This is a genomic window from Corallococcus carmarthensis, from assembly GCF_003611695.1.
Taxonomy (GTDB): domain Bacteria; phylum Myxococcota; class Myxococcia; order Myxococcales; family Myxococcaceae; genus Corallococcus; species Corallococcus carmarthensis.
Map to the genome: position 1 here is coordinate 58,444 of NZ_RAWE01000016.1, position 21,577 is coordinate 80,020.

The 21,577-nt window shown below is 71.3% G+C and carries 21 protein-coding genes; all 21 read right to left on the reverse strand.

Translation table 11 applies throughout. From position 1 onward, the window contains the following. Nucleotides 1-6 precede the first annotated feature (6 nt). Complete coding sequence (locus tag D7X32_RS07300; protein ID WP_120601782.1) at nt 7-1,245, reverse strand: beta-ketoacyl-ACP synthase; 1,239 nt, start codon at nt 1,243-1,245, stop codon at nt 7-9. Then, nucleotides 1,242-1,973: a 3-oxoacyl-ACP reductase FabG gene (gene fabG / locus D7X32_RS07305; RefSeq protein ID WP_120601783.1), complete on the reverse strand. Its 732-nt coding sequence runs from the start codon at nt 1,971-1,973 to the stop codon at nt 1,242-1,244. The genes D7X32_RS07300 and fabG overlap by 4 nt, the downstream gene beginning before the upstream one ends. Continuing rightward, a complete protein-coding gene (locus tag D7X32_RS07310; protein WP_244238892.1) occupies nt 1,966-2,430 on the reverse strand; it encodes a hotdog family protein in 465 nt (154 codons plus the stop codon). The genes fabG and D7X32_RS07310 overlap by 8 nt, the downstream gene beginning before the upstream one ends. Then, nucleotides 2,430-3,608, reverse strand: coding sequence for a beta-ketoacyl-ACP synthase (locus tag D7X32_RS07315; RefSeq protein ID WP_120601785.1), 1,179 nt, complete (start codon nt 3,606-3,608; stop codon nt 2,430-2,432). Before D7X32_RS07315 ends, D7X32_RS07310 begins: the two co-directional genes overlap by 1 nt. 6 nt (nt 3,609-3,614) lie before the next feature. Continuing rightward, nucleotides 3,615-4,184: a DUF3261 domain-containing protein gene (locus D7X32_RS07320; RefSeq protein ID WP_120601786.1), complete on the reverse strand. Its 570-nt coding sequence runs from the start codon at nt 4,182-4,184 to the stop codon at nt 3,615-3,617. Beyond that, nucleotides 4,172-5,401: an NAD(P)/FAD-dependent oxidoreductase gene (locus D7X32_RS07325; protein WP_120601787.1), complete on the reverse strand. Its 1,230-nt coding sequence runs from the start codon at nt 5,399-5,401 to the stop codon at nt 4,172-4,174. The genes D7X32_RS07320 and D7X32_RS07325 overlap by 13 nt, the downstream gene beginning before the upstream one ends. Continuing rightward, nucleotides 5,398-7,695, reverse strand: coding sequence for an MMPL family transporter (locus tag D7X32_RS07330; protein ID WP_120601788.1), 2,298 nt, complete (start codon nt 7,693-7,695; stop codon nt 5,398-5,400). Before D7X32_RS07330 ends, D7X32_RS07325 begins: the two co-directional genes overlap by 4 nt. After that, nucleotides 7,685-8,293 (reverse strand): outer membrane lipoprotein carrier protein LolA, encoded by a 609-nt coding sequence (locus D7X32_RS07335; RefSeq protein WP_120601789.1) that lies wholly within the window; start codon nt 8,291-8,293, stop codon nt 7,685-7,687. The genes D7X32_RS07330 and D7X32_RS07335 overlap by 11 nt, the downstream gene beginning before the upstream one ends. After that, a complete protein-coding gene (locus D7X32_RS07340) occupies nt 8,290-8,709 on the reverse strand; it encodes an acyl-CoA thioesterase (protein ID WP_120563610.1) in 420 nt (139 codons plus the stop codon). The genes D7X32_RS07335 and D7X32_RS07340 overlap by 4 nt, the downstream gene beginning before the upstream one ends. Continuing rightward, nucleotides 8,699-10,258, reverse strand: coding sequence for an HAL/PAL/TAL family ammonia-lyase (locus D7X32_RS07345; protein ID WP_120601790.1), 1,560 nt, complete (start codon nt 10,256-10,258; stop codon nt 8,699-8,701). Before D7X32_RS07345 ends, D7X32_RS07340 begins: the two co-directional genes overlap by 11 nt. After that, nucleotides 10,230-11,177 (reverse strand): lysophospholipid acyltransferase family protein, encoded by a 948-nt coding sequence (locus tag D7X32_RS07350; RefSeq protein WP_120601791.1) that lies wholly within the window; start codon nt 11,175-11,177, stop codon nt 10,230-10,232. Before D7X32_RS07350 ends, D7X32_RS07345 begins: the two co-directional genes overlap by 29 nt. Beyond that, nucleotides 11,174-11,911, reverse strand: a complete 738-nt coding sequence (locus D7X32_RS07355) for a glycosyltransferase family 2 protein (RefSeq protein ID WP_120601792.1) — start codon at nt 11,909-11,911, stop codon at nt 11,174-11,176. The genes D7X32_RS07350 and D7X32_RS07355 overlap by 4 nt, the downstream gene beginning before the upstream one ends. Beyond that, the gene (locus D7X32_RS07360) at nt 11,908-13,620 is read right to left on the reverse strand and encodes an ApeI family dehydratase (RefSeq protein WP_120601793.1); all 1,713 of its coding nucleotides are present in this window, start codon (nt 13,618-13,620) and stop codon (nt 11,908-11,910) included. The genes D7X32_RS07355 and D7X32_RS07360 overlap by 4 nt, the downstream gene beginning before the upstream one ends. Continuing rightward, nucleotides 13,613-14,164, reverse strand: a complete 552-nt coding sequence (locus tag D7X32_RS07365) for a COG4648 family protein (RefSeq protein WP_120601794.1) — start codon at nt 14,162-14,164, stop codon at nt 13,613-13,615. Before D7X32_RS07365 ends, D7X32_RS07360 begins: the two co-directional genes overlap by 8 nt. Beyond that, a complete protein-coding gene (locus D7X32_RS07370; protein WP_120601795.1) occupies nt 14,161-14,421 on the reverse strand; it encodes an acyl carrier protein in 261 nt (86 codons plus the stop codon). The genes D7X32_RS07365 and D7X32_RS07370 overlap by 4 nt, the downstream gene beginning before the upstream one ends. Nucleotides 14,422-14,457: 36 nt before the next feature. Further along, a complete protein-coding gene (locus D7X32_RS07375; protein ID WP_120601796.1) occupies nt 14,458-14,721 on the reverse strand; it encodes a phosphopantetheine-binding protein in 264 nt (87 codons plus the stop codon). Next, entirely contained in the window at nt 14,708-15,487 is a 780-nt protein-coding gene (locus D7X32_RS07380; RefSeq protein WP_120601797.1) for a lysophospholipid acyltransferase family protein, read from the reverse strand. Before D7X32_RS07380 ends, D7X32_RS07375 begins: the two co-directional genes overlap by 14 nt. After that, a complete protein-coding gene (locus tag D7X32_RS07385; protein WP_244238893.1) occupies nt 15,480-16,238 on the reverse strand; it encodes a beta-ketoacyl synthase chain length factor in 759 nt (252 codons plus the stop codon). Before D7X32_RS07385 ends, D7X32_RS07380 begins: the two co-directional genes overlap by 8 nt. A 352-nt stretch (nt 16,239-16,590) precedes the next feature. Further along, nucleotides 16,591-17,250 (reverse strand): malonate decarboxylase holo-[acyl-carrier-protein] synthase, encoded by a 660-nt coding sequence (gene mdcG, locus D7X32_RS07390; RefSeq protein ID WP_120601798.1) that lies wholly within the window; start codon nt 17,248-17,250, stop codon nt 16,591-16,593. A 247-nt stretch (nt 17,251-17,497) separates the two neighbouring features. Further along, nucleotides 17,498-19,036 carry a hypothetical protein gene (locus D7X32_RS07395; protein WP_167506451.1) on the reverse strand — a complete coding sequence of 513 codons (1,539 nt, stop codon included), beginning with the start codon at nt 19,034-19,036 and terminating at the stop codon, nt 17,498-17,500. 85 nt (nt 19,037-19,121) lie between these two features. Then, a complete protein-coding gene (locus tag D7X32_RS07400; protein WP_244238894.1) occupies nt 19,122-21,527 on the reverse strand; it encodes a DNA polymerase domain-containing protein in 2,406 nt (801 codons plus the stop codon). Nucleotides 21,528-21,577 lie beyond the last annotated feature (50 nt).

Below are 21,577 nucleotides of genomic sequence, written 5' to 3' on the forward strand. Positions count from 1 at the left end.
CAGGCATCAAGGCCAGCGGCGGAAGATCAACGACGTGTTGATGCCGCCGAAGGCAAAGTTGTTGCTCATCACCAGGTCTGTCTGCAAGGCCCGTCCCTCGCCCATGACGTAGTCCAGGGGCGCGCACTTGGGATCCACGGAGCCCGCCGTCAGGTGCAGCGTGGGCGCGAACCAGTCCGAGCGCATCATCTGGATGCTCATCCACGCCTCCAGCGCGCCGCAGGCCCCCAGCGTGTGGCCCATGTAGCTCTTGAGGCTGGAGATTGCGACCTTCTCCCCGAAGACGGCCTTCGTCGCCGCGCTCTCCGCCACGTCGCCCGTGTCCGTCGCCGTGCCGTGCGCGTTGACGTAGGGGATGGCGGACGCCGGCACGCCCGCGTCCTCCAGCGCCAGCCGCATGGCCTCCGCCATGGTGTCCGCGTTGGGCTGCGTCACGTGGCGGCCGTCGCTGTTGGTGCCGTAGCCCAGCAGCTCCGCGTGGATGGTCGCGCCGCGCGCCTTCGCGTGCTCCAGCTCCTCCAGCACCAGCGTGCACGCGCCCTCGCCCAGCACCAGTCCGTCGCGCTCGGCGTGGAAGGGGCGGGGGGACTGGTGCGGCGCCTCGTTGTGCTTCGTGCTGGTGGCGAAGAGGGTGTCGAACACCGCCGCGCCCGTGGCGTCCAGCTCCTCCGCGCCGCCCGCGAGCATCGCCACCTGACGGCCCAGCTTGATGGCCTCGTACGCGTAGCCGATGCCCTGGCTGCCGGAGGTGCACGCGCTGGACGTGGTGACGATGCGGCCGGTGATGCCGAAGAAGACGCCGATGTTCACCGCCGCCGTATGGGACATCATCCGCAGGTACGTCGTCGCGGTGATGCCCTCCGTCGTCTTGTGGGTGATCATCTTCCCGAAGTCGCCCATGTTCTCCGGCGTCCCCGCGGAGGAGCCGTAGGCGATGCCCATCTTCCCCCCCTTCACCAGGGGGCTGCCCAACAGGCCCGCGTCCTGGAGCGCCAGCTCGCTGGCCCGCGTCGCCATCAGCGCCACGCGGCCCATGGTGCGCGTGGCCTTGCGCGAGTACGTGGACGACGGCAGTTCGAACGGCAGGGCAGGCGCGCCCAGCCGCGTGTTGAGGCCTTCGTAAGCCTTCCAGGGCTCCATCACCTGGACGGCGTTCTGGCGCGCACGCAGCCGCGCCTCGACGGTCGTCCAGTCGTGTCCCAGGGGGCTCAGCGCACCCACTCCGGTGACCACCACGCGCTTCATCCGATCATCCCCCCGTTCACCGAAATCACCTGCCGCGTGATGTACCCGGCGTCCTCCGCCATGAGGAAGCTCACCGCGGCGGCGACCTCCTCGGGCTTGCCCACCCGGCGGGCGGGAATGATCTTCATGGCTTCCTCCAACACTTCGGGAGGCACCATCTCCGTGTCGATGAGGCCCGGCGCCACGCAGTTGACGGTGATGTCGCGCTTGGCCAGCTCCACCGCCAGCGCCTTCGTCGCGCCGATGATGCCCGCCTTGGCGGCGCTGTAGTTCACCTGGCCGCGGTTGCCCATGAGCCCGGACACGGACGCCAGCGTGACGATGCGGCCCGGCTTCTTGCGGCGCACCAGCGGCATCGTGAGCGGGTTGAGCACGTTGTAGAAGGCGTCCAGGTTGGTGTGGATGACGCTGTCCCACTCGTCCGCGGTCATGGCGGGGAAGGCGTTGTCGCGCGCGATGCCCGCGTTGCACACCACGCCGTAGTAGCAGCCGTGGGCTTCCACATCCTGAAGCAGCGCGGCCTGCGTGCCAGCGCGGTCCGCCACGTCGAACTGGAGCACGCGCGCCTCGCGGCCCGCCGCGCGCACCTGCGCGGCCACGGCGTCCGCTTCGTCGCGCCGGCTCTTGCAGTGCACCACGACGTCGTAGCCGTCGCGGGCCAGGCGCAGCGCGATGGCGCGGCCGATGCCCCGGCTGGAGCCCGTCACCAGCACCGTCTTGTCACCCATCTGTGTTGCCCCTTCCCAGGTCCTGCCCCGGTTGCGGCTCGTAGACCGTCAGCGCCGCCGTGGCCACCTTCTCCGTGCCCACCGTGAGGGTGCAGTCGAACTGGCCCAGCCCGTTGTCCGCGGAGAACTGGCGGTGGACCTCGATGCGCAGGCACTCGCCCAGCTTGAAGACGGGGCGGCTGCACTCGTAGCGGCGCGTGCCCAGCAGGAAGCCCACCCGGGGCGTGCCGCCGCGCTTGCGCGCATGCCATCCGGCCCAGGCGGCCACGGCCTGCGCCATGTACTCGATGCCCACCCAGCCGCCCACGACGCCGTCGGCGTAGAAGAGGCTGTCCTCGCGCACGGTGACCTCCGCGAGCAGGGAGTCCGCGTCGCCCTCCAGGACGCGGTCGAGCAGCCGCATGCGCCCCTCGTGGGGCACCAGGTCCTCGACGGGCTGATCAATCACGATGCGCATCAGGCGCGCTCCAGCACGAGGGCGGCGTTGCTGCCCCCGAAGGCGAATGAGTTGCTCAGCACGCTCTTCACCGGACGCCCCAGCACCTCTCCCGGCTTCACCAGCGACAACGCGGGCAGCGAGGCGTCCACGGCCCCGTCCCAGAAGTGCCCGGGCAGATGTCCCTCCGGGTTGTCCACCAGCGTGAGGTACGCGAAGGCCGCCTCCAGCGCGCCCGCGGCCCCCAATGTGTGGCCGGTGAGCGGCTTGGTGGAGCTGGCCTTCACGGCTGGCCCCAACAGCGCGTGCACCGCTCGGCTCTCCATGGCGTCGTTCTGCACCGTCGCGGTGCCGTGCAGGTTCACGTAGTCCACCTGCTCCGGTGCGAGCCCCGCGCGCTTCAGGGCCTCCTGGATGGCGGCCATGGCGCCCTTGCCGCCGGGCTCCGGCGCGGAGATGTGGTGCGCGTCGGAGGACTCGCCCCAGCCGGACAGGCGCACCGGCCCCGGCTCGCGCGTCATCAGGAACAGCGCCGCGGCCTCGCCGATGTTGATGCCGTGGCGGTGGGCGCTCATCGGGTTGCAGCGCTCTTCACTCACGGAGTCCAGCGAGCGGAAGCCCGCGACGGTGAAGCGGCACAGCGAATCCACGCCGCCCGTCAGCACCGCGTCCACGGTGCCCGCGCGCAGCATCCGCGCCGCGCTGGCCAGGGCCTTGGCGCTGGAGGAGCACGCGGTGGAGATGACGTAGGCAGGACCGCCCAGGCCCAGCACCTGCGTGAGCGCCAGCGCGGGGGAGCCCAGCTCCTGCTGATTCAGGTGGAAGCGGGAGGGCAGCTGTCCCGTGGCCAGGTGGCCGGCGATGGCGCCCTCGCTCTCACCGATGCCGGAGGTGCTGGTGCCCAACACCACCGCCACGCGCGCGGGGCCGAACCGGGCGATGGCGGCGTCCACTGCGGGGCGCACCTGCTCCAGCGCGGTGAGCAGCAGCGCGTTGTTGCGGCTGTGCTGCGAAGGGGGCAGGGCGTCCTGGGCCGCGAGCTTCGCCGTGACGACGCCCAGGTGCAGTGGGCGGTCCGCGAAGCCGTCATGTTCGGCGACGCCGGAGACGGTGTCCGCGAACAGGGCCCGGGCCACCTCCTGCTTCCCGGAGCCCAACGCGCAGACGAGGCCCAGCTGGTTGAGGAAGACAGGAGGCATGGGGAGTCACTCGTCCGCGACGTGCGATTCGATGGTGAGCTGGTAGTGCTCGGACAGGTTGGTGAGCTGCGTGCGCCCTTCCCAGCGCGGCTGCCCATCGTAGCGCACCGTCACCCATTCCCTGCCGTTCTTCGACAGGGTCCGCTGCCCGGGCCCATCCTCCAGCGTCCAGCCAGCGGGCAGGGCGGCGCGAACGGCGTCGGCTGGCCAGTAGACGAGCTGCACGTCCCGGAGCACCAGCCCGGAGTTGAACTGGGCAGGCAGGCGGGGGTCCCGCTCCTCGTCCAGGGTGTTGCCGTCCCAGCGCAAGGTGAGGATGCGCTGCCCCATGGCCAGCCCGGCCAACTGCATCCGGGCCGGGTCCACCTCCATGAGGGCCTCCAGGGAGCGGGGGCCGCCGGGGTCCTGCTCGTGCGCGAACACCAGCTGCTGCGCCAGGCTCACGGACGCGCCGAAGGCGGCGGGGGCCAGGCGCAGCTCCGGCAGGGGCTCGCCGGGGGCGGCGGGCTTCGGCCGGGGCGTGGTGGTGCAGGCCACGAGGCCCGCGACGAGCAGGGCGGGAATCAGGCCGCGCACAGGGCCTCGAGGACGCCCAGGCGCCGCTTGCTGTCCGCGACGTAGGGGTTGTTCTTGTCCCACGCGTAGCCGGCGAGGATGGCGGAGATCATCCGGCGCACGTCCGGGGACGGGTTCGGGTGGAAGATGATGTTCTGGAAGCCGCCCTCGTACCAGGACTCCACGAAGGTGCGGAAGGTGTCCACGCCCGCCTTGAGCGGCTTCGCGTAGTCCTTCTCCCAGTCCACCGTCTCCCCGGCGAACGCCCGGGCGATGCAGGCCGACGCGAGGCTCGCGGACTTGAAGGCGATGGTGACGCCCGAGGAGAACACCGGGTCCAGGAACTCACCCGCGTTGCCCAGCAGCGCGAAGCCCGGGCCCCACAGCGACTTCACGTTGGCCGCGTAGCCGGTGAGCTTGCGCGCGGGCGTGTCCCAGACGGCGTCCTTCAGCAGGTTCTGCAGCGACGGCGCCTCCTTCACGATGGCCTGGAGCCGCTCCGTGTCCGTGCCGGTGTACTGATCCAGGAACTCCTTCTTCGCGACCACGCCCAGCGAGCAGCGGCCGTTGGAGAAGGGGATGGTCCAGTACCAGACGTGCACGTGCTCCGGGTGCGTCGTCACTCGGATCTTGTTCCGGTCGAAGGTGCCGAGCGGAACGCGGTCCTCCACGTGCGTGAAGATGGCGCCGCGCACGGGGAAGTTCGACGGCGTCTCCAGGTTCAGGATGCGGGGCAGCACGCGGCCAAAGCCGCTCGCGTCCAGGAGGAAGCGCGCCTGCACGCGGTACGTCTCACCTTCGGGAGAGCGCACCGTCACCTCCGGCTTCTCGCCGGAGACGTCCACGGTGAGCACCTCGTGGCGGTAGCGCACGGTGGCGCCCTTGCGCTCCGCGGCCTGGGCCAGCACATGGTCGAAGTGGCCGCGCTGCACCTGGAAGGTGGTGCCCCAGCCGGGGCTGAACTTGTCGCGGAAGTCGAAGTCCGTGTACTTGCCGGCGCGCTCGAAGGCCGCGCCGTTCTTGTACTGGAAGCCCGCCTCCACCACGTCCTGGAGGAAGCCCGCCTCCTGGATGTACTCCATGCTCTGCGGCAGCAGGCTCTCGCCAATGGAGAAGCGCGGGAACTGCTCGCGCTCCAGCACGAGGACGTCACGGCCCTGCTTGCGAAGGAGGCCCGCCGCGACGGAGCCCGCGGGGCCCGCGCCGATGATGAGGATGTCCGCTGATTCAGTTTTCAATGTGTGGCTTTCCCGGGTGGTAGTCGGAAACAAGGGGTGAGGATCCAGATGGTGACCTCACCCAGCAGCATGGCGAGGCCGAACGAGCGCAGCGCGGGCGTGGCGGACAGGCCCAACAGCCCGAAGGACAGGAGCGTGCTCACGCCAGCCAGCGCCACCGCGAGCCACGCGGAGCCGTCACCGGGGTGCTCCAGGAGGAAGATGCCGTAGTCCACGCCCATGCCCAGGAGCAGCACCAGCCCGAGCACGGTGAACAGCTGCAGCGGCGCGCCCGCCCACCCGAAGATGGCGAGCGTCAAGAGCGTGCCCAGCACGGAGGGAATCCACGCGCGCCACGCCTGGCGTCCGAAGCGGGCCACCAGCGTGAGCAGCACCGCGATGTACCCCGCGACGATGAGCCCGCCCATGATGCGGCGGTAGCGGGTGAGCAGGCCGGAGATCTCCGCCGTCTTGTCCACCCAGCGGATGCCCTCCAGGCCCTTGGCCACCTCTTCCAGGCGGGGCAGCACCTTGGGGTCGTTGAGGCCGCGCAGCATGAGCACGCTGTACTGCGCCTTGCCCAGCGTCCCCAGCCACTGCTGCCGGATGGCGTTCGCGGCGGGGCCGGAGAGGAAGTGCGAGGGCGTGAGCGGTTCCTGGGAGAACGTGGCGCGCGTGGGCGCTTCACCGGTGGAGGCGCTGACGGCGGCGACCGCCTGGGCCTCCGCGCGGGCGCTCAGCGCCGCGTCCTCGCGCTGCTGGGCTTCGGACGGGAGCCAGTCGGACACGGCGCGGTAGCCCGCGAACACCTTCTGGGCGACCAGCACGTCCAGCTTCTGCTTCAGCGAGGCCTCGCGCGCGAGCACCTGTTCGTCGCTGTCGCCCTGCACGAGGAAGAACTGCGCCGGGCTGGGCAGCCCCAAGAGGCGCCCCAGTTCACGCTGATCCGCGATGAGGTTCGCGGGCGCGCCCTGCAACTGGCGCAGGTCGTCCCGGGGCTCCAGCTTCCAGATGCCCACGGCCACGAGCACCGTGAGGACCATGCCGGAGATCCACCAGCCTTTGGTGGAAGCGATGCGCGGCCAGCGGGTGATGGACGCGGAGAAGCGCTCGGAGAACGAGGTGACGGGCAGGGCGCCCGTGTCCAGCGAGGGGAACCAGCACACCACGGTGAGGAACGCGGCGGTGAGGCCCGCGGCGGAGAACACCGCCATCTGCCGCAGGCCCGGGAAGGGCGCGACGCCCAGCGCCAGGTACGCCACCACGCTGGTGACGAGCGCGAGCACCATGCCGGGCAGCAGCGCGCGCATCACCGGGCCGCGCTCCGACGGGGGCTTGCCCTGGCGCGCGGCGAAGTAGTGGAAGCCGTAGTCCTCCGCCACGCCCACCAGGCTGGAGCCGAAGACGAGCGTGAGCAGGTGCACCCGCTCGAACACCAGCGCGGTGACCGAGAGCGCCACCGCGCAGCCCAGCGTGAGCGACACGCCCACGAGGAGGATGGGCCGCAGCGAGCGGAAGGTGAGCCACACCAGGATGAGCACCGCCGCCAGCGAACCGAAGCCGATGGTGGACATCTCCCAGCTGGCCTGCGCGGCGGCGGCCTCGGCGTACAGCGGCACGCCCGCGGCCACGAGCCGCCCTTCGGGCACCGCCGCCTCCACCTTCGTCCGCGCCGCTTCCACCGCGGCGGTGACGCGCGAGCCGTCCCCCAGCGCGAAGGCGGACACCTTGCTCTTCCACATGAGGAGCACCCACTCACGGCCCTCGCCGGACAGCCACAGCCGTCCGTCGCGGGGCCGGGCGGACGTCTCCGCCGCGCGGGCCTGCCACCAGTCCTGCCACAGACCCAGCGGATCCGCGTTCCATGCTGTCAGCTGCGCGCCCGCGGGCTGGTACAGCTTCATCAGCGCCGTGCCGCCCAGCTCGTCCGCGGTCGCGTGCGCGAGCCACTGACGCTGCGCGGGCGTGAGCAGCCGGTCCCGGTAGGGACGGTAGAAGTCCACCGCCTGGTCCAGCGCGGAGGTGTCCACCACCGCCGGCTCCATCAGGTCCGAGGCTTGGGACAGCACGCGCGTGGCCTCATCCGCGGCCCGCTGTGCGGACGGCCAGTCCCGGGCGCCCACGAGCAGCACCACCTGCCGGCCGGCGTCGTCGGCGAGCTTGCGCGTGGCGGCGTCCACCTCTGGCGCCTGCTCGTCCTCCGGCAGGAGCGCGAGCACGTCCGTGTCCAGATGCGCGGAGCGCCAGAACTGGATCTGGTGCACGCCCACGGCGAGCACCACCAGCGCCCAGAGGATGGCCAGCTTATTTGCCAAGACGTTCTGCTTCCGTGGTGTCGGGGGGAGGCGTCTGCGCCAGCTGCTCGAAGGTGATGACGCTGCTGTCGCCGCGCGTCTCGTCCAGCTGCACCTGGCGCACGTACCCGTCACCCTCCAGGTGGATGTGCTTGAAGACGCGCGCGAGCCCCGCGTCCGTGGGCGTCAGCTCCAGCTTCCAGCCGGCGGTGCCCACCAGCTCGCCCTCCACCTTGAAGCGCTTCTGGAGCGCCGCGACGTCGCCCGACAAGAGCGCGAAGAGCAGCTCGTTCACCGCCGCCAGCGCGGGCTCCTTGGTGGAGTCCAGGTGGTAGGCCGCGCCACCCGTGGCCTGCTGCGCGCTCAGCGACTTGCGCGTGAGCGTCAGGGTGGAGGCGAACGGCGTGCGGGTGTTCCACAGCACGCCCTGGTCGCGCGCGAGCAGGAAGTCCCCCTTGGACACGAGCGGCTTCTTGAAGCCCGCCACGCTCTTCTTCTGTTCGAACTGGCCGCGCACGAGCGGCGCGTCCACCAGCCGCGCGCGCACGTCCTTCACCAGGTCCGCCGCGTGGGCGCTCAAGGACAGCAGCGACACCATCAACACGAGGAAGGCTTTCATCCCGGCCACACTCCCAGCTTCTTCCAGAGGACTTCCGGGCAGACGTATTCCATCTCACCCGTCTTCAATGAGACCGCGACCTGGATGGTGTGGGCCTGGTTCACCTTGCGCCCGGTGTCCGCGTCGCGCAGCAGGTAGTCGAAGCGCAGCCGGTTCTCCCACTCCGTGATTTCCGCGCGCACGATGATGCGCTGCTTGTAGGAGATGGGGGACACGTACTTGAGCTTCATCTCCACCACGGGCCAGCCGTACCCGGACTCGCGCATCTGCGGCCAGTCGTAGTCGTGCTTGCGCAGGATGACGGCGCGCGCCAGCTCCAGGTACTTCACGTAGTGGCCGTGCCAGACGATCTCCATCATGTCGAGGTCGTGGAACGCCGGATCAATCTCCAGCTCGCAGCTCAGGTCAGGCTTCATGCAGCCTCCACTCGCGGCGGCGGATGGCGGTGAGCAGGCCCTGCAGCTCGCCATCCAGCGCCCGGTCCTCCACCAGCAGGGGGATGCGCGCCTCCAGGTCCGCCTGCATCTCGGCCATCGCGGGGCCGGGCTTCGCGTCCGCGTCCAGCCGCTGGCGCAGGGTGACGCCCTGGCGCGCCGCGATGAGCATCGCCGCCACCACCTGCTCCGTCAGCTCCAGCACGCGCAGGCAGTCGCGCGCGGCGATGGTGCCCATGCTGACCTTGTCCTGGTTGTGGCACTCCGTGGAGCGGGAGAAGACGGACGCGGGCATGGTCTGCTTGAGCGCCTCCGCGGTCCACGCGGAGACGCTGATCTGCGCCGCCTTGAGGCCGTGGTTGATGGCCGCGCGGATGCCGGTGGACGCGGAGAGGTTCGCGGGCAGGCCGTGGTTGAAGCGCGGATCCACCAGGAGCGCGAGCTGCCGGTCCAGGAGGTCCGCCACGTTGGCCACCGCGTTCTTCAGCCCGTCCATGGCGAAGGCGATGTGGCCGCCGTAGAAGTGGCCGCCGTGCAGCACCCGCTCGCCATCCGGGTCGATGAGCGGGTTGTCGTTGGCGCTGTTCAGCTCGTTCTCGATGAGCGTGCGGAAGTAGGGCAGCGCGTCCTCCAGCACGCCGATGACGTGCGGCGCGCACCGCAGCGAGTACCGGTCCTGGAGCCGCTGCTCGTTGCGCGGCGGCCGGTCGGAGACAAGATCCGCGCGCAGCCGGGCCGCGACCCGCTGCTGGCCCGCGTGCGGCTTGGCCGCGAAGAGCGTCTCGTCGAAGTGGTGCGCGTTGCCGGCGCTCGCCAGCACGTTGAAGGCGGTGAGCCGCGTGGCGAGCCGCGACACGTACTCCGCCCGCTCCCACGCCAGGCACGCCAGGGCCGTCATCACGGCCGTGCCGTTCATGATGGCCAGGCCTTCCTTGGGCCGCAGCTTGAGGGGCGCGATGTTCAGCGCCTTGAGCACCTCGGCGGCGGGCTTGCGCTCACCCCGGTGCCACACGTCGCGTTCGCCGCAGAGCACCGCCGCCACGTAGGACAGGGGCGTGAGGTCTCCGGACGCGCCCACGGAGCCCTCCGCGGGAATCATGGGCAGCACGTCGTGCTGGAGCAGCAGCTCCAGCTGGGTGAGCAGCGGCACGCCCACGCCGGAGAAGCCCTGCGACAGCGACGCCAGCCGCGTGGCCAGCACCGCGCGCGTCTCCTCGGGCGTGAGGAACCGGCCCGCGCCGATGCCGTGGTACGTGTAGAGGTGGTGCGGCAGCTCCGCGACGAGCGCGGGCGGAATGGACACCGTCACGGAGTCGCCGTAGCCGGTGGTGACGCCGTAGATGACGCCGTCCTCCGCCAGCAGCCGGTCCAGGAACGCGGCGCCCTTGGCGATGCGCTGGCGGAAGGCCGGGGCCGTGCCCAGCTCCGCCGGGCGCTCGCGCCGCGAAAGGGCGCCCACGTCCTCGAGCGTCAACCGGGTGCCGTCGAAGCGGACCGGGGTGTCAGAAAGTGGGGGGCTTCGCGGAGACATGCACCTGATCCCAGAAGGGAAAGAAGTTGAACCAGTCGTAGGGCGCGCGCTGGAGGAGCGCGGTCACCCGGCCTGCGTAGTGCTGCGCGCAGTCGGTGAGCGCGGCCTCGCGCTTGCCCCGGGGCAGCACGACGCGCTCGAAGAGGCGCTCGAAGTGGATGGTGTAGCCGTCGCCCTCATGGATGCAGCCCAGCAGGTAGAGCGGACACTTGAGCAGCGCCGCCAGCACGTAGGGGCCCACCGGAAATGGCGCCGGGTGGCCGAGGAAGTCGACGCGCACGGTCTGGGCGGAATTCACCGGGATGCGGTCGCCCGCGATGACCACGAACTCGCCAGCCTCCACGCGCTCGTTCAGCGCGACGGCGGTGGCCGGGCCCATGTCCGTCACCTCCATCAGGCGCAGGTCGCTGTCCGGATTGAGGCGCTTGAGCAGGCGGTTGAACTGCTCCGCGTGCAGCGTGTGCACCAGGATGTTGAGCTTCACCTCGCCCTTGCGCTCCGCCATGGTGCGGCACAGCTCCAGGCAGCCCATGTGCGCGGTGACGATGACGCCGCCCCGGCCCGACTTCCACGCCTCGTGGAGCTCCTCGCGGCCTTCGGAGCGCACGCGCTCGAAGCGGTAGCGGCCGCTCACCGCGAGCAGCTTGTCCAGCATGGTCTCCGCGAACATCAACACGTGGCGCACGCTGTCGCGCCAGCGGGGCGCGTGCCCCAGGGCCGACGTCGTGGCCTGGAGCCGCTCCAGGTACTGGCGCGACGCCTGACGCAGCGCCGGCCTTCGCAGCCAGTTCACCAGCACCACCGGGTAGAGGCAGACGCGGAAGGGCCAGCGTCCCAGCAGCCGGTGGATCCAGTAGAGGACCCAGATGCCAGCGACGAAGGTGGTCTCTCCCATCTCCGCCCAGTGGCGGGACTTCATTTCGCCACCTTGTTCCAGAGGAGCACGGGCAGCCGCACCAGCATCCCGAAGAAGAGCCGGGCGTGCATGCCGGAGATGCGCACGTTGTCCCAGAGCACGTCGAAGTGGGAGATGCCGTCGGTGGGGTAGCGCACCTGGGTGGGCTGGTTGAGGATGTGCATGCCGCGCCAGAACAGGCGCACCAGCACCTCCACGTCGAAGTCCATCCGCTTGCCGATCTTCACCGAGTCGATGAGCGCCACGGTGGGCTTGAGCGGATACACGCGGAAGCCGCACATGGAATCGCGGATGGCGAACGACAGCGTGTTGATCCACACCCAGATGTGCGTGGCGTAGCGGCCGTACAGCCGGCCCTTGGGCACGGACTCGTCGTAGACGGGCGTGCCGCACACCAGCGTGTCCGGCTGCGCCTGCGCCAGCGCCAGGAAGCGCGGGATGTCGTTGGCGTTGTGCTGGCCGTCCGCGTCGATCTGCAGCGCGTGGCTGTAGCCCCGCTCCAGCGCCGAGCGCAGGCCCGCCATCATCGCGCCGCCCTTGCCCTCGTTCTGGGGCAGGCGGACCACCGCCACGTGCTCGCTGTCCTCGCGCGCCAGTCCGTCCAGCACCGCCGCGCAGCCGGGCTCGCTGCCGTCGTCCACCAGCACGCAGGGCAGCCCGTGGCCGCGAACGGCCTTCACCACCGCGCCCACGGCCTCGCCATGGTTGTAGACCGGAATCACCGCGCAGACCTTCATCCCGCCCCTCCGCCCAACACGATGCGGCCACTGGCGTGAGAGCCCTTGGCCGACGTCAACTTGAACCCCAGCTTCCCGGACTCCTTCGCCCAGGTGAGCTCCAGCGTCAGCTGCGTGCCGGGGGAAATGACCTGCTGGAACTTCAGCGTCTCCAGCCGCAAGAAGTCCGGCGGCAGCGCGAAGTGCTCGCGGCCCAGCAGCAGCGACCACTCCAGCTGGACGACGCCGGGCAGGATGGGCGAGCCCGGGAAGTGCCCGTCGAAGTACGGCGAGTTCGCGGGGACCTCCACCTCCAGCAGCACGCGTTCGCCGGAGCGCTCCAGCACGCGGAACGGGGGACGCTTCGGGTCGAAGAGGGCGGCGAGCGCCGCTTCGGTGGATTTGCCCTGGGAGTTGACCGGCATGGCCTCCAGATACCGGAACCGGCGCGGCAAGGCACTGGACTCGAAATGCGGGGCCAGTTTCTCGCGCAGCGCCTGACTCAGGGACCGCCTGCCCCCCGACTCCTGGAGCCGCCAGCCGTCCGCGTCCGGCACCCCCACCACCGCCAGGATGACCCGGTGGCCTTCCGTGAGGGGCAGCACCCGGGCCTCGCGCAGCAGGCCGCCCGCCACCAGCGTCCGCTCCATGGCGCTGAGCGACACGCGCTTCTCCTCCAGCTTGAGCAGCCGGTCGCGGCGCCCCAGCAGTTCGAAGCCGCCGGGCACGGCCCGCGCGCGGTCCTCCGTGGTGAACCAGCCGCCCGCGGGCAGGTGGGGCGAGCGGACACGGAGGGCGTCCTCGTCCGCGCGCACCTCCACGCCCGGCATGGTCCGCCAGGATGCGCTGTCGTCCGTGTCGCGCCGGCGCCACGCGACGCCGCCCGTCTCAGAGCTGCCGTAGACCTCCACCGGCGCCCGGCCCAGCAGGTCGCGGCAGGCCTGGAGCGCTTCGGGGGTGAGCGGTCCGCCGGAGGAGAACAGCCCGCGCAGGTTCCCGCGCACGGAGGCCCAGTCCAGCGTCGAGGGCAGCCGCTTCAGGTGCGCGGGGCTCGCCACCAGCAGGCCGGGCCCGGACTGGAGCGCGGCCAGGATGTCCTCCGGATAGGGCAGGGCGTGCGCGTCGAACGGGCGGCCCGACGTCAGCGGCCACAGCACCCGGAACAGCAGGCCGTAGATGTGCTGGTGCGACACGGTGGCGAGCACCGGCACGTCGCCCGAGTCCGCGTCGAACAGCCGGCCCAGCGTGGCCACCTCGCTGGACAGCTGCGACAGGCGCTTGGGGATGGCGGTGGGTTCCCCGCTGGAGCCCGACGTGTAGACGACCAGCGCGGCCAGCTCCGGCGAAAGCGGCTGGAACGCGGTGGAGGCGCCGTCCTCGTTCGCGGCGGGCGCGAGCGGCGTCAGGACGGTCTGACCTTGGGGGGCCCGGCCCGCGAAGCCGTCCACGTGGGCCTTCAGCGCGTCCAGCGTGGCGGGGCGCGCGTCCGCGGGCAGGTAGACGCACGCGCCCGCGTGCCAGGCGCCCAGGAGCGCGGTGGCGAAGTCGAAGGTGTCCTCGGTGAAGAGGGCGTAGCGCTGGCCGCCGTGCGCCGTGAAGGCCTCGCACCAGCCCGCGACCCGGGCGCGGAACGCACCGGAGTCCCGCACGCCGTCCTCGCACCGGGCCACGGGGTGCCTGGGGGGACGGCCGTGGGCGAGGAGGTGTTCGAGCGCGAGCGGCTCAACCATGGGCGTGCCGTGCGCGCACCCGCTGCCGCACCACCCATTCGCCCGCGAACAGCAGGCCCATGAGGCCGTAGGCGATGAGGCCGTTGTAGAGCGCCCAGGTCGCGTCGCTGGCGAAGAGCGCGGTGGTGAGCGCGAGCGCGCCGTTGAGGACGAAGAAGCCGCACCACACCTGCGTCACCCGGCGCGTGTAGGCCACGCCCGACGGCGGCAGGTCCTTCTCCCGAAGCCTCGCCAGCCGCTCAATCACGCTGGGGGGATAAAACAGGCTGGTGAGGAATACGGTGAGCAGCACCGCGTTCACCAGCACCGGATAGAGCTTCAGGGGCAGGGCGTTGTTGCCCAGCATGCTGGAGCCCGCGAGCACCAGGGCGCCCACCGCGGCCGCGAGCCACATCTTCTCCCGCGTGGCCACCGCGCGCACCACCGCCATGGCCGCCAGGGGCAGCGCCATCCAGCGGGGCTCGAAGTGGCCCAGGCCCAGATAGACGAGTGGCGGGTAGGCGAGGCTCACGAGCCCCAACAGCACCGGACGCAGGCGCTTCACGCCGCGGCGGAGTCGCTGCCGAGCAGACCGTACAGCGCGTCCACCACGTCCTGCAGCGTGCGCACGGAGCGGAACACTTCCGGCGGAACGCGCTGGCCGGCCACCGGCTTCAGGCGCACCAGCAGGTCGATGGCGTCAATGCTGTCGATGTCGAGGTCGTCGTGCAGACGCGCCTCCGGGACGATGCGCGACGGCTCGATGTCGAAGGTTTCCTGAAGGATGACGCTCAGGCGTTCGAACAGCTCGTGCTTGGTCATGGGGTGTTTCCTCGCTTTGGTTTTGAACGGGGCTGCTTAGGACCGGGTGCGGTGGGTGCTGACGAAGTCCGCGAGCGCCCGAACGCTGGCGAAGTGACGGCGGTTCTCCTTGGAGTCGCTCGCCAGCACGACGCCATAGGACTTCTGCAACGCGAGGCCGAGCTCCAGGGCGTCAATGGAGTCCAGCCCCAGGCCCTCGACGAACAGCGGCGCCGCGGGATCGATGTCGTCCGGCGTGAGGTCCTCGAGGTTCAAAGTCTCGATGACCAGACGCTTGATTTCCTGCTCAAGCTCCAACATGGCCTTGGCTCTCCCGGGAGAAATGGTCGTGCAAACGGGTGGTGAGCTGGCGCGCGGCCTTCGCCGCCTCGCCCGCGTCCACGTCTTGGGACGACACGGGGATGTCGTCCTCCACGCGGATGAAATAGTGCATCGGCTTCGCGGGCACCTTCCACCAGGGGGTGCCCTTGGTGAGGCCTCGCGGCTCGCAGCGGATGATGACCGGCGTGATGTCACACGGCCCGCGCACCGCGATGTTCGCGGCGCCGCGCTGCAGCTGCATGGTCCCGTCAAGCGGCGTGCGCGAGCCCTCCGGGAAGATGATGAGGTTGTTGCCGGCCTTCACGGACGCGATGCAGTCCTGGATGATCCCGGGCCCGGAGTCGTTGGACAGGTAGCGCGTCGCCCGGATGGGGCCGCGCATGAAGGGGTTGTTCGCCAGGCTCGCCTTCACCACGCAGTCCGCGTTGGGGACCAGCGAGATGAGGAACACCACGTCGATGAGCGACGGGTGGTTGGCCAGGATGAGCAGCCCGGAGCGCGACAGCTTCTCCACGCCTTCCAGTTCGTAGCGCAGCACGCCCAGGGCGCGCATGTAGCCGATGAAGAAGCGGAACGTGTAGTGCACCGCCAGCCGCGCCAGCCGCTGCTGCCGCTTCGGTTCACGCACGAAGAGCTGGAGCAGCGGGAAGTAGAGGAGCCGCAGCGCCAGTCCGCCCAGCCCGAAGGTGGCGAAGGACAGCCCGGTGGCGAAGATGCGCCACAGCCGGTTGAGCGTCTCAAGCATCGCGTGCCCACCGCCAGCGCCGGTTGCCCATCACGTGCTCCCACCGCGAGGCGCCGGAAACGAGGAAGCGCAGGACGCGCAGGTCCGCCGGGAGGTCCGCCGGGTCCTGCTCCTGCTCCTGCTCCTGCTCGGAGAAGGGCGCGTCCGGAGGGCCGGCCGCGCAGTCCAGGTGGATGGCGTCCGCGCCGGTGCTGGCGGAAAGGAGGCAGGCCCATGCGTGCGGAAACGCCACGCCCGGGGAGAAGTGTTCCCACGGGCTGGGCACGGGCTCGTCGTAGACGACGACCATCACCCGGGGGACGCCGTCGGACAGCAGGCCACACGCCTCCGTGAAGGCGGCTTCCACCGTCTCCTCCCCCGCGGCGATGGCGCCGTAGGCGGACGTGTCCCCGCGCGCGATGGAGTAGAGCGCGCCGATGGCGTTGTGCACGGACAGGCTGAAGGACGTGGGCGACAGCGGCTCCGAGCGCGCCAGCTGCGTGAGCAGCTCCACCGAACGGCCCAGGTCCCCATAACGCGATGCGAAGAGGACGGGGGCTTCCGGCGCGTCCACGTGCGCGTCGTAGGACGCCTGCAACGCGATGCGGCCCAGCCGGTCCACCCGGCGGCGCATCATCGCGGGCATCGCTGCCAGCGCGGGCGTGCCCTCGGCGGGGAGCGCGTGCGGTTTCGCGAGCCACGTTTCCCAGGAAGCAGGGTTGACGAGCCCGGGGGCCCAGGCGGCCCAGCGCTGAACGGAGAATCCCATCATCGTGACGGGGAGGCCCCAAGCGCTCCCAAAGACAACCTTTAGCAAACCATTCACAGGGTGACAATTGGCCGCCCTGTCCAAGCGGCCAGAACGCCGGGAGTCCGTCCCCCCGCCTGCCCTGCGGCCGTTGCAACTCCCTGTTCTTTCTGCCGAAGGGCGCAACCGTGGCTCCGCTTTCAGGTTCTTACAGGTTTGTCCAGGGGGTGACGCACCCCGGCCATCCCGCAGGTCTGAAAAAACCCTGCGAGGCATTCGGAGTGGCGGGAGGAAACGGGTCGTGGCTGTGCGCTGCGTGACGGCGCGGGGGCCGCGTGTATTCACGCCGGATGGAGCCCCGCGGGCCGGGGCCTGGCTAGGGCTCGGCGGGGAAGAGCGCGCGCAGTTCGCGGAGCGTGCGGGGGCTGGCGCCGCGCGGGCCGGTCACCCAGATGCGCTCGGGCTCCAGCGCGAGCTCGCGCCAGGACACGGCGCCGCCGTCGGGCAGCAGGACCTCGCCGTCCAGACGCACCACCGAGTGGCGCCGGGACACCGCCTCCAGTCCGAAGAGCAGCCGCTCCACGTCCGACCAGCGCGCCGGGGCGAACAGCAGGTCCACGTCCGACAGCGGCCGCACGAACGGCACGCCCGAGCGGTGCTGCCAGGCCAGGGAGCCGAACACGCCCACCGTCAGGTCCAGCGCGGTGCCCAGGGCGATGACGTCGTCCAGCGCGGGCCCCCAGGCGGCGGGGGCCGAGTCGCGCACCTCCTCCACGGTGGGCGGCGGCAGCCGGCGCTCCACGGCGGGCAGGGCCACGTGCAGCGACAGGTGGCGGCGGTCGGGCAGGGTGAGCCCCAGCCGCAGCTCATCCTCCTGATCCGGCATGTCCTGGCGGGCCACGGCGAAGGGCCGGCCCTGTTCCCGCCACGCCGTCACCTGCGCGAGGACGTCCGGGCCCGGAGGGGAGCGCAGCTGCTCCGCCCAGCCGGCGCCCAGGTACACCCAGTCGTGCCGCACCGGACGGTCACCGTCCATCAGCGGGCGTCTCCTGGGGACGGGGGAACACGGGCCTCCTGCCGCGGCGCGGGACGGGGCCAGCCCCGGAGCTCGCGGCTGCGCAAAGGGGAACGGAGGACGTCACTCCCCGATTCATTACTCGGATTCACGCGTCCGGTGGGGCCCAACGTGCACGACGCGGCGCGGGAGCCCCTTGGCGGACGCTTCTCCCCGGAAATCCGGGTGGGAGCCGACCGCACGCATGAGGGCTTCCCACAGGTGGGGGCTAGCGGGGCTTCTGGAGGATGGGGTTGGCGGCGCTCACGTGCTGGCGGCGCATGTCGATGAGGATGTCGTAGTTGCGCGGTTCCGGGGCGACGGGGCCGGCGGCGAAGCGGTAGAGGCCGCTGACGTCGCGCTCGCGGGGGAAGCGCTCCTTCACCAGGGCCTTGAGCATCTCCTTGGCCACCCACTCCGCGTCCACGGACACGGAGCCGAACTCGTCCAGGTAATGGAACGGCGCGGAGGAGTCCGACTGCTTCGCGGTGAGGACGAAGACGCGCGGCTTCCGGTCCGGGACGACGAGGCTGGCGCCCTGCTCCATCAGCGCCAGCTCGCGGCCCTGGGGCAGGGCGAACAGCTCCAGGGACTGCTCGTGCGCGAGCAGGGCGCTGAAGGCCACGAACGCGGTGAGCAGGCCCATGGCCAGGCGCGGGCCATGCTTCGGCCAGATGGTGCCCAGGTTCACCAGCGACGCGGCGAAGAACACGGCCCACACGCCGGTGAGCGCGTTGAGCGTGCGGTAGGTGGGCCAGCGCTCCCCGGCGAGGAAGCTCACCGAGTACGCCACGCCCGACAGCGTCACCAGCGCCAGCAGCCAGCGCCCCACGCCCACGAGCCCCGAGCGGCGCCCCTCCACGGCGACGCCCACGCCCAAGAGCGTCAGCGTCAGCACCACCATGGCCCAGTAGCCGTCCATGTCGCCCACCGGCGCCTCGTTGAGCGCGGACAGCGCGAGCGCGTTGGGGAACACGTGCGTGAGCGCCCAGACGGTCTTGTCCACCCAGTGCTTCTCGAAGGTGAGCCGGGGCGAGGGCGGGAAGACGCCCGTCTTGAACAGCACCTGCGTGACGGCGTACGCGAGCACCAGGCCCGCGCCCATCACCAGCAGGTGCTTGAGCATCCAGCGCGCGGTGTCCTTCAGCGACACGTCCCGGCGCACCACCAGCGACGCCGCCAGCAGCACCGCGGAGAACAGCCCGCTCACCTGGTAGATGAGCGTCGCGGTGGCCATGGCCCCCACCGCGGCCAGCGCGTACGGCCACCGGATGGGCGCGTCCTCGCCGGGCGGACCGATGGCGCGGCGGGCGAAGGCGAACGCGCCCAGGCCCAGCATCAGCGCCACCGCCTGCGGCCAGCAGATGCCCCAGTTGGCGATGACCTGCGCGGACGGCGTCAGCGTGAGGAACCCCGCCAGCAGCGCGGCGGAGCCCGGCCGCCAGCCCTCCTTGCGCAGGAGCAGGAACACCGCCGCCGCGAGCACGCCCAGGCCGGCGACGCCCATCAAGCGCAGCCCCATCAGCCCGTCGATGCCACCGGCCGCCTTCGCGGACGCCTCCAGCATCCAGCCGTAGAGCGGACGGCCCTGCGACGCGCAGACGCGAAGAATCTTCCCCGGCTCCTCGCGCGCCTCGCGCAGGATGGCGTAGTCGTCACGCAGGCCATACCGGTGGATGACCGCGCTCCAGTAGATGAGCCAGGGAAGCAGGAGCAGCAGGGCCACGGTGCCGGGAACCACCAGCGCGCGCGGCGGGAGACGCTTCATCAACGAGAAGGCCATCGAAGTTGACGCAACGTAGCAGAAGCCACCCCACGACTCCCGGAGGAACCGGGACACGCCAACGTTCCAGTCACGGTGAGAAGGGCGGGGCTCCAACCACCTGCGGGTCCTCACCGAACTCCGGGCCCCGGGGCTCTCGCACGACGTTGAGCACGGGGCTCGCGTCGGCGAGGGACGGGGTGAAGAGGGAGGGCTGGTCGGGGTCCGCGAACACGGTGGCGAAGTCCTCCGGGGCCAGGCCTCGCGCGAGCCGGGCCGCGAACGAGTCCTTGAGCAGGCGCACGTAGTACTCGACGTCGTAGTCGCGCGCGTCGTCGCCCGAAGCCGGGTGCGGGCCGGGTTCACCGTCCTCGGTGCCCGCTTCCGGGAGCAGGCCCGCACGGCCGCCCGTGGCGCGGTAGATGCGCACACGCTCGCCCAGCGCCCAGTGCTCGCGGCCGTTCGTGAGCAATGCTTCGTAGGCCAGTTCCCTGCGCTGCTTGCGCGTGGCCAGGTACTGCGGCGGGGACTTGGTCAGCCGCACCTGCGCGGAGACCTGGAAGGTGGGCACCTGGCGCCTGCGAAGCGCCATCACCGCGTCCACGTAGGTGTCGCGCACGGCGCGCACGTCGCCGGCCAGCAGGTGCTGGAGGGCGCGGCGCAGGAAGTCCTCTCCATACGGCTCCGCGCGGCTGGAGCGGAACGCCACGCCGCGCAGCAGGAGCGGCCCGGCGTAGGGCTGGAGCGCGTAGTTCTTTGGTTCGTGCGACAGCATCGCGGCGTAGCGCCCGTCGAACTCCAGCTTCACGCGCGGCGGCAGCAGGCCCGCGACCTCCGACACCACGCGGCGCTCGTCGGCCTCCGTCCACGCTTCCGGCACCGCGAAGTAGACGCCGTCCGTGTCGGCCTCCAGCAGCGTCACGCCCCGGTGCGCCAGTTCGCGGCACAGCAGGCCCAGCAGCTCGCGCCCTCGCCGCGTCACCTCATTGGCGGCGTGCACGTCGGAGAAGCGGGTGAGGCCCGCCGCGCCCATGTAGCCGTAGGCGGAGTTGATCACGAGCTTCATCGCCGCGGAGAGCGCCTCGTGCGTGTGGCGCTCCGGGGAGCCGGGCGGGGCCTTCTTCGCCTTCGCCTTCGCGTCCAGGCGCTGATCCAGCAGCCTGTCCACCATCGCGAGCAGCGCGTTCAGCCGGTCGCGCCTGGGGCCGATGCGGTACTGGCGCATCAGCGACGGGTAGAGGCTGGCCACGTCCGCCTTCACGATGTGGCGCGCGACGCCGGTGGCGAACAGGTGCAGCGCCGCGCCGCTGTGGGACGTGCCATCGCCGGATTCATGCGCTGGCAGCGCCGCGCCTGAGCGCACGTAGGCGCGCACCAGCAGCGGATCCAACACGCCCGTCGCCGGGCCCGCGTCCGCCAGCCGCTCGTAGCGCCGGGGGGCCATGCGCGCGAGCGCGAACGCCGCGCCGCCCAGCAGGTGCGCCAGGCCCGCGGCCTCCGTCACGTCCTCGCGCGCGTAGCGGCGCACGCGCTCCGGATCCTTCAGGAAGACTTCGTGCACGCGCGCGCCGGGGATGAGCTCGCGGTCGGGTCCGGACAGCCCCAGGTGCCGCGCCACCGCCTTGAGGCCGTGGCCGGGCAGGTCGCGGGCGGAGAAGTCATGGCGGCGCACGGCGTCCAGCGTGTCGATGAACTCGCGGCCGGGGACGGTGTAGCGCGCGCGGCGCATGGCGTCCGCTTCACGGCCTCCGGGGCCCCGGTTCAGCGCGGCGCCCCTGGCGGAAGGGCGGTGGCGCAGGCCCGGCAGGCCCGCACGGCCCAGCGCCAGCGGCACGTTCAGCCGCTTCGCGCGCTGGTCCAGGAAGGGCAGGTCGAAGCCGTGCAGGTTGTGGTTCTCCACCACGTCGGGGTCCGCCTCGCGGATGCGCGCGACCAGCCGGCGCAGCAGGTCCGCTTCTCCCGCGTCGCCGTCCGCCGTCACCTCCAGCGTCTCCGCGCGGCCTTCTGGATCCCTCAGCGCGGCGAGGAAGATGCGATCCCGGGACGGATCCAGGCCGGTGGTCTCCAGGTCGAACTGGAGCCGGCGCAGGTCGTCGAAGACGAGGTCGCGGAAGTACGTACGCCCGGTGGCCACCAGGTACTGCTCCTCCGGCGGCAGCACCAGCGCCGCGGCCGGGCCCAGGTCGCGCAGGTGGCCCACGCGCTGGTCCAACCGGTTCGATGCGCCCTTGAGCACCGCGGACGCCAGCGCGCGGCCGTCGTCCGCGCTGACGACGAAGCGCAGCGCGCCGGGGCCTTCCAGCTCCCGGTACGTCACCGCGCCCGGCACGGGCGGTGCGCCCTCGGGCCTCAGCGCGTCCCCCAGGTGCTCCAGGTCCTGGAGCGACGCGAGCAGCACCCAGGGCCGGTACCTCGCGTCCTCGCGCAGCCGCGCGTGCGTGCCCGGCTGCCGCTTCCAGATGAAGGCGCGCCCATCCGGCTCCGCCCACACGGACACGATGCCCGGCGCTGTCTCTTATACGCATCTCCGAGCCCACGAGACGCTCA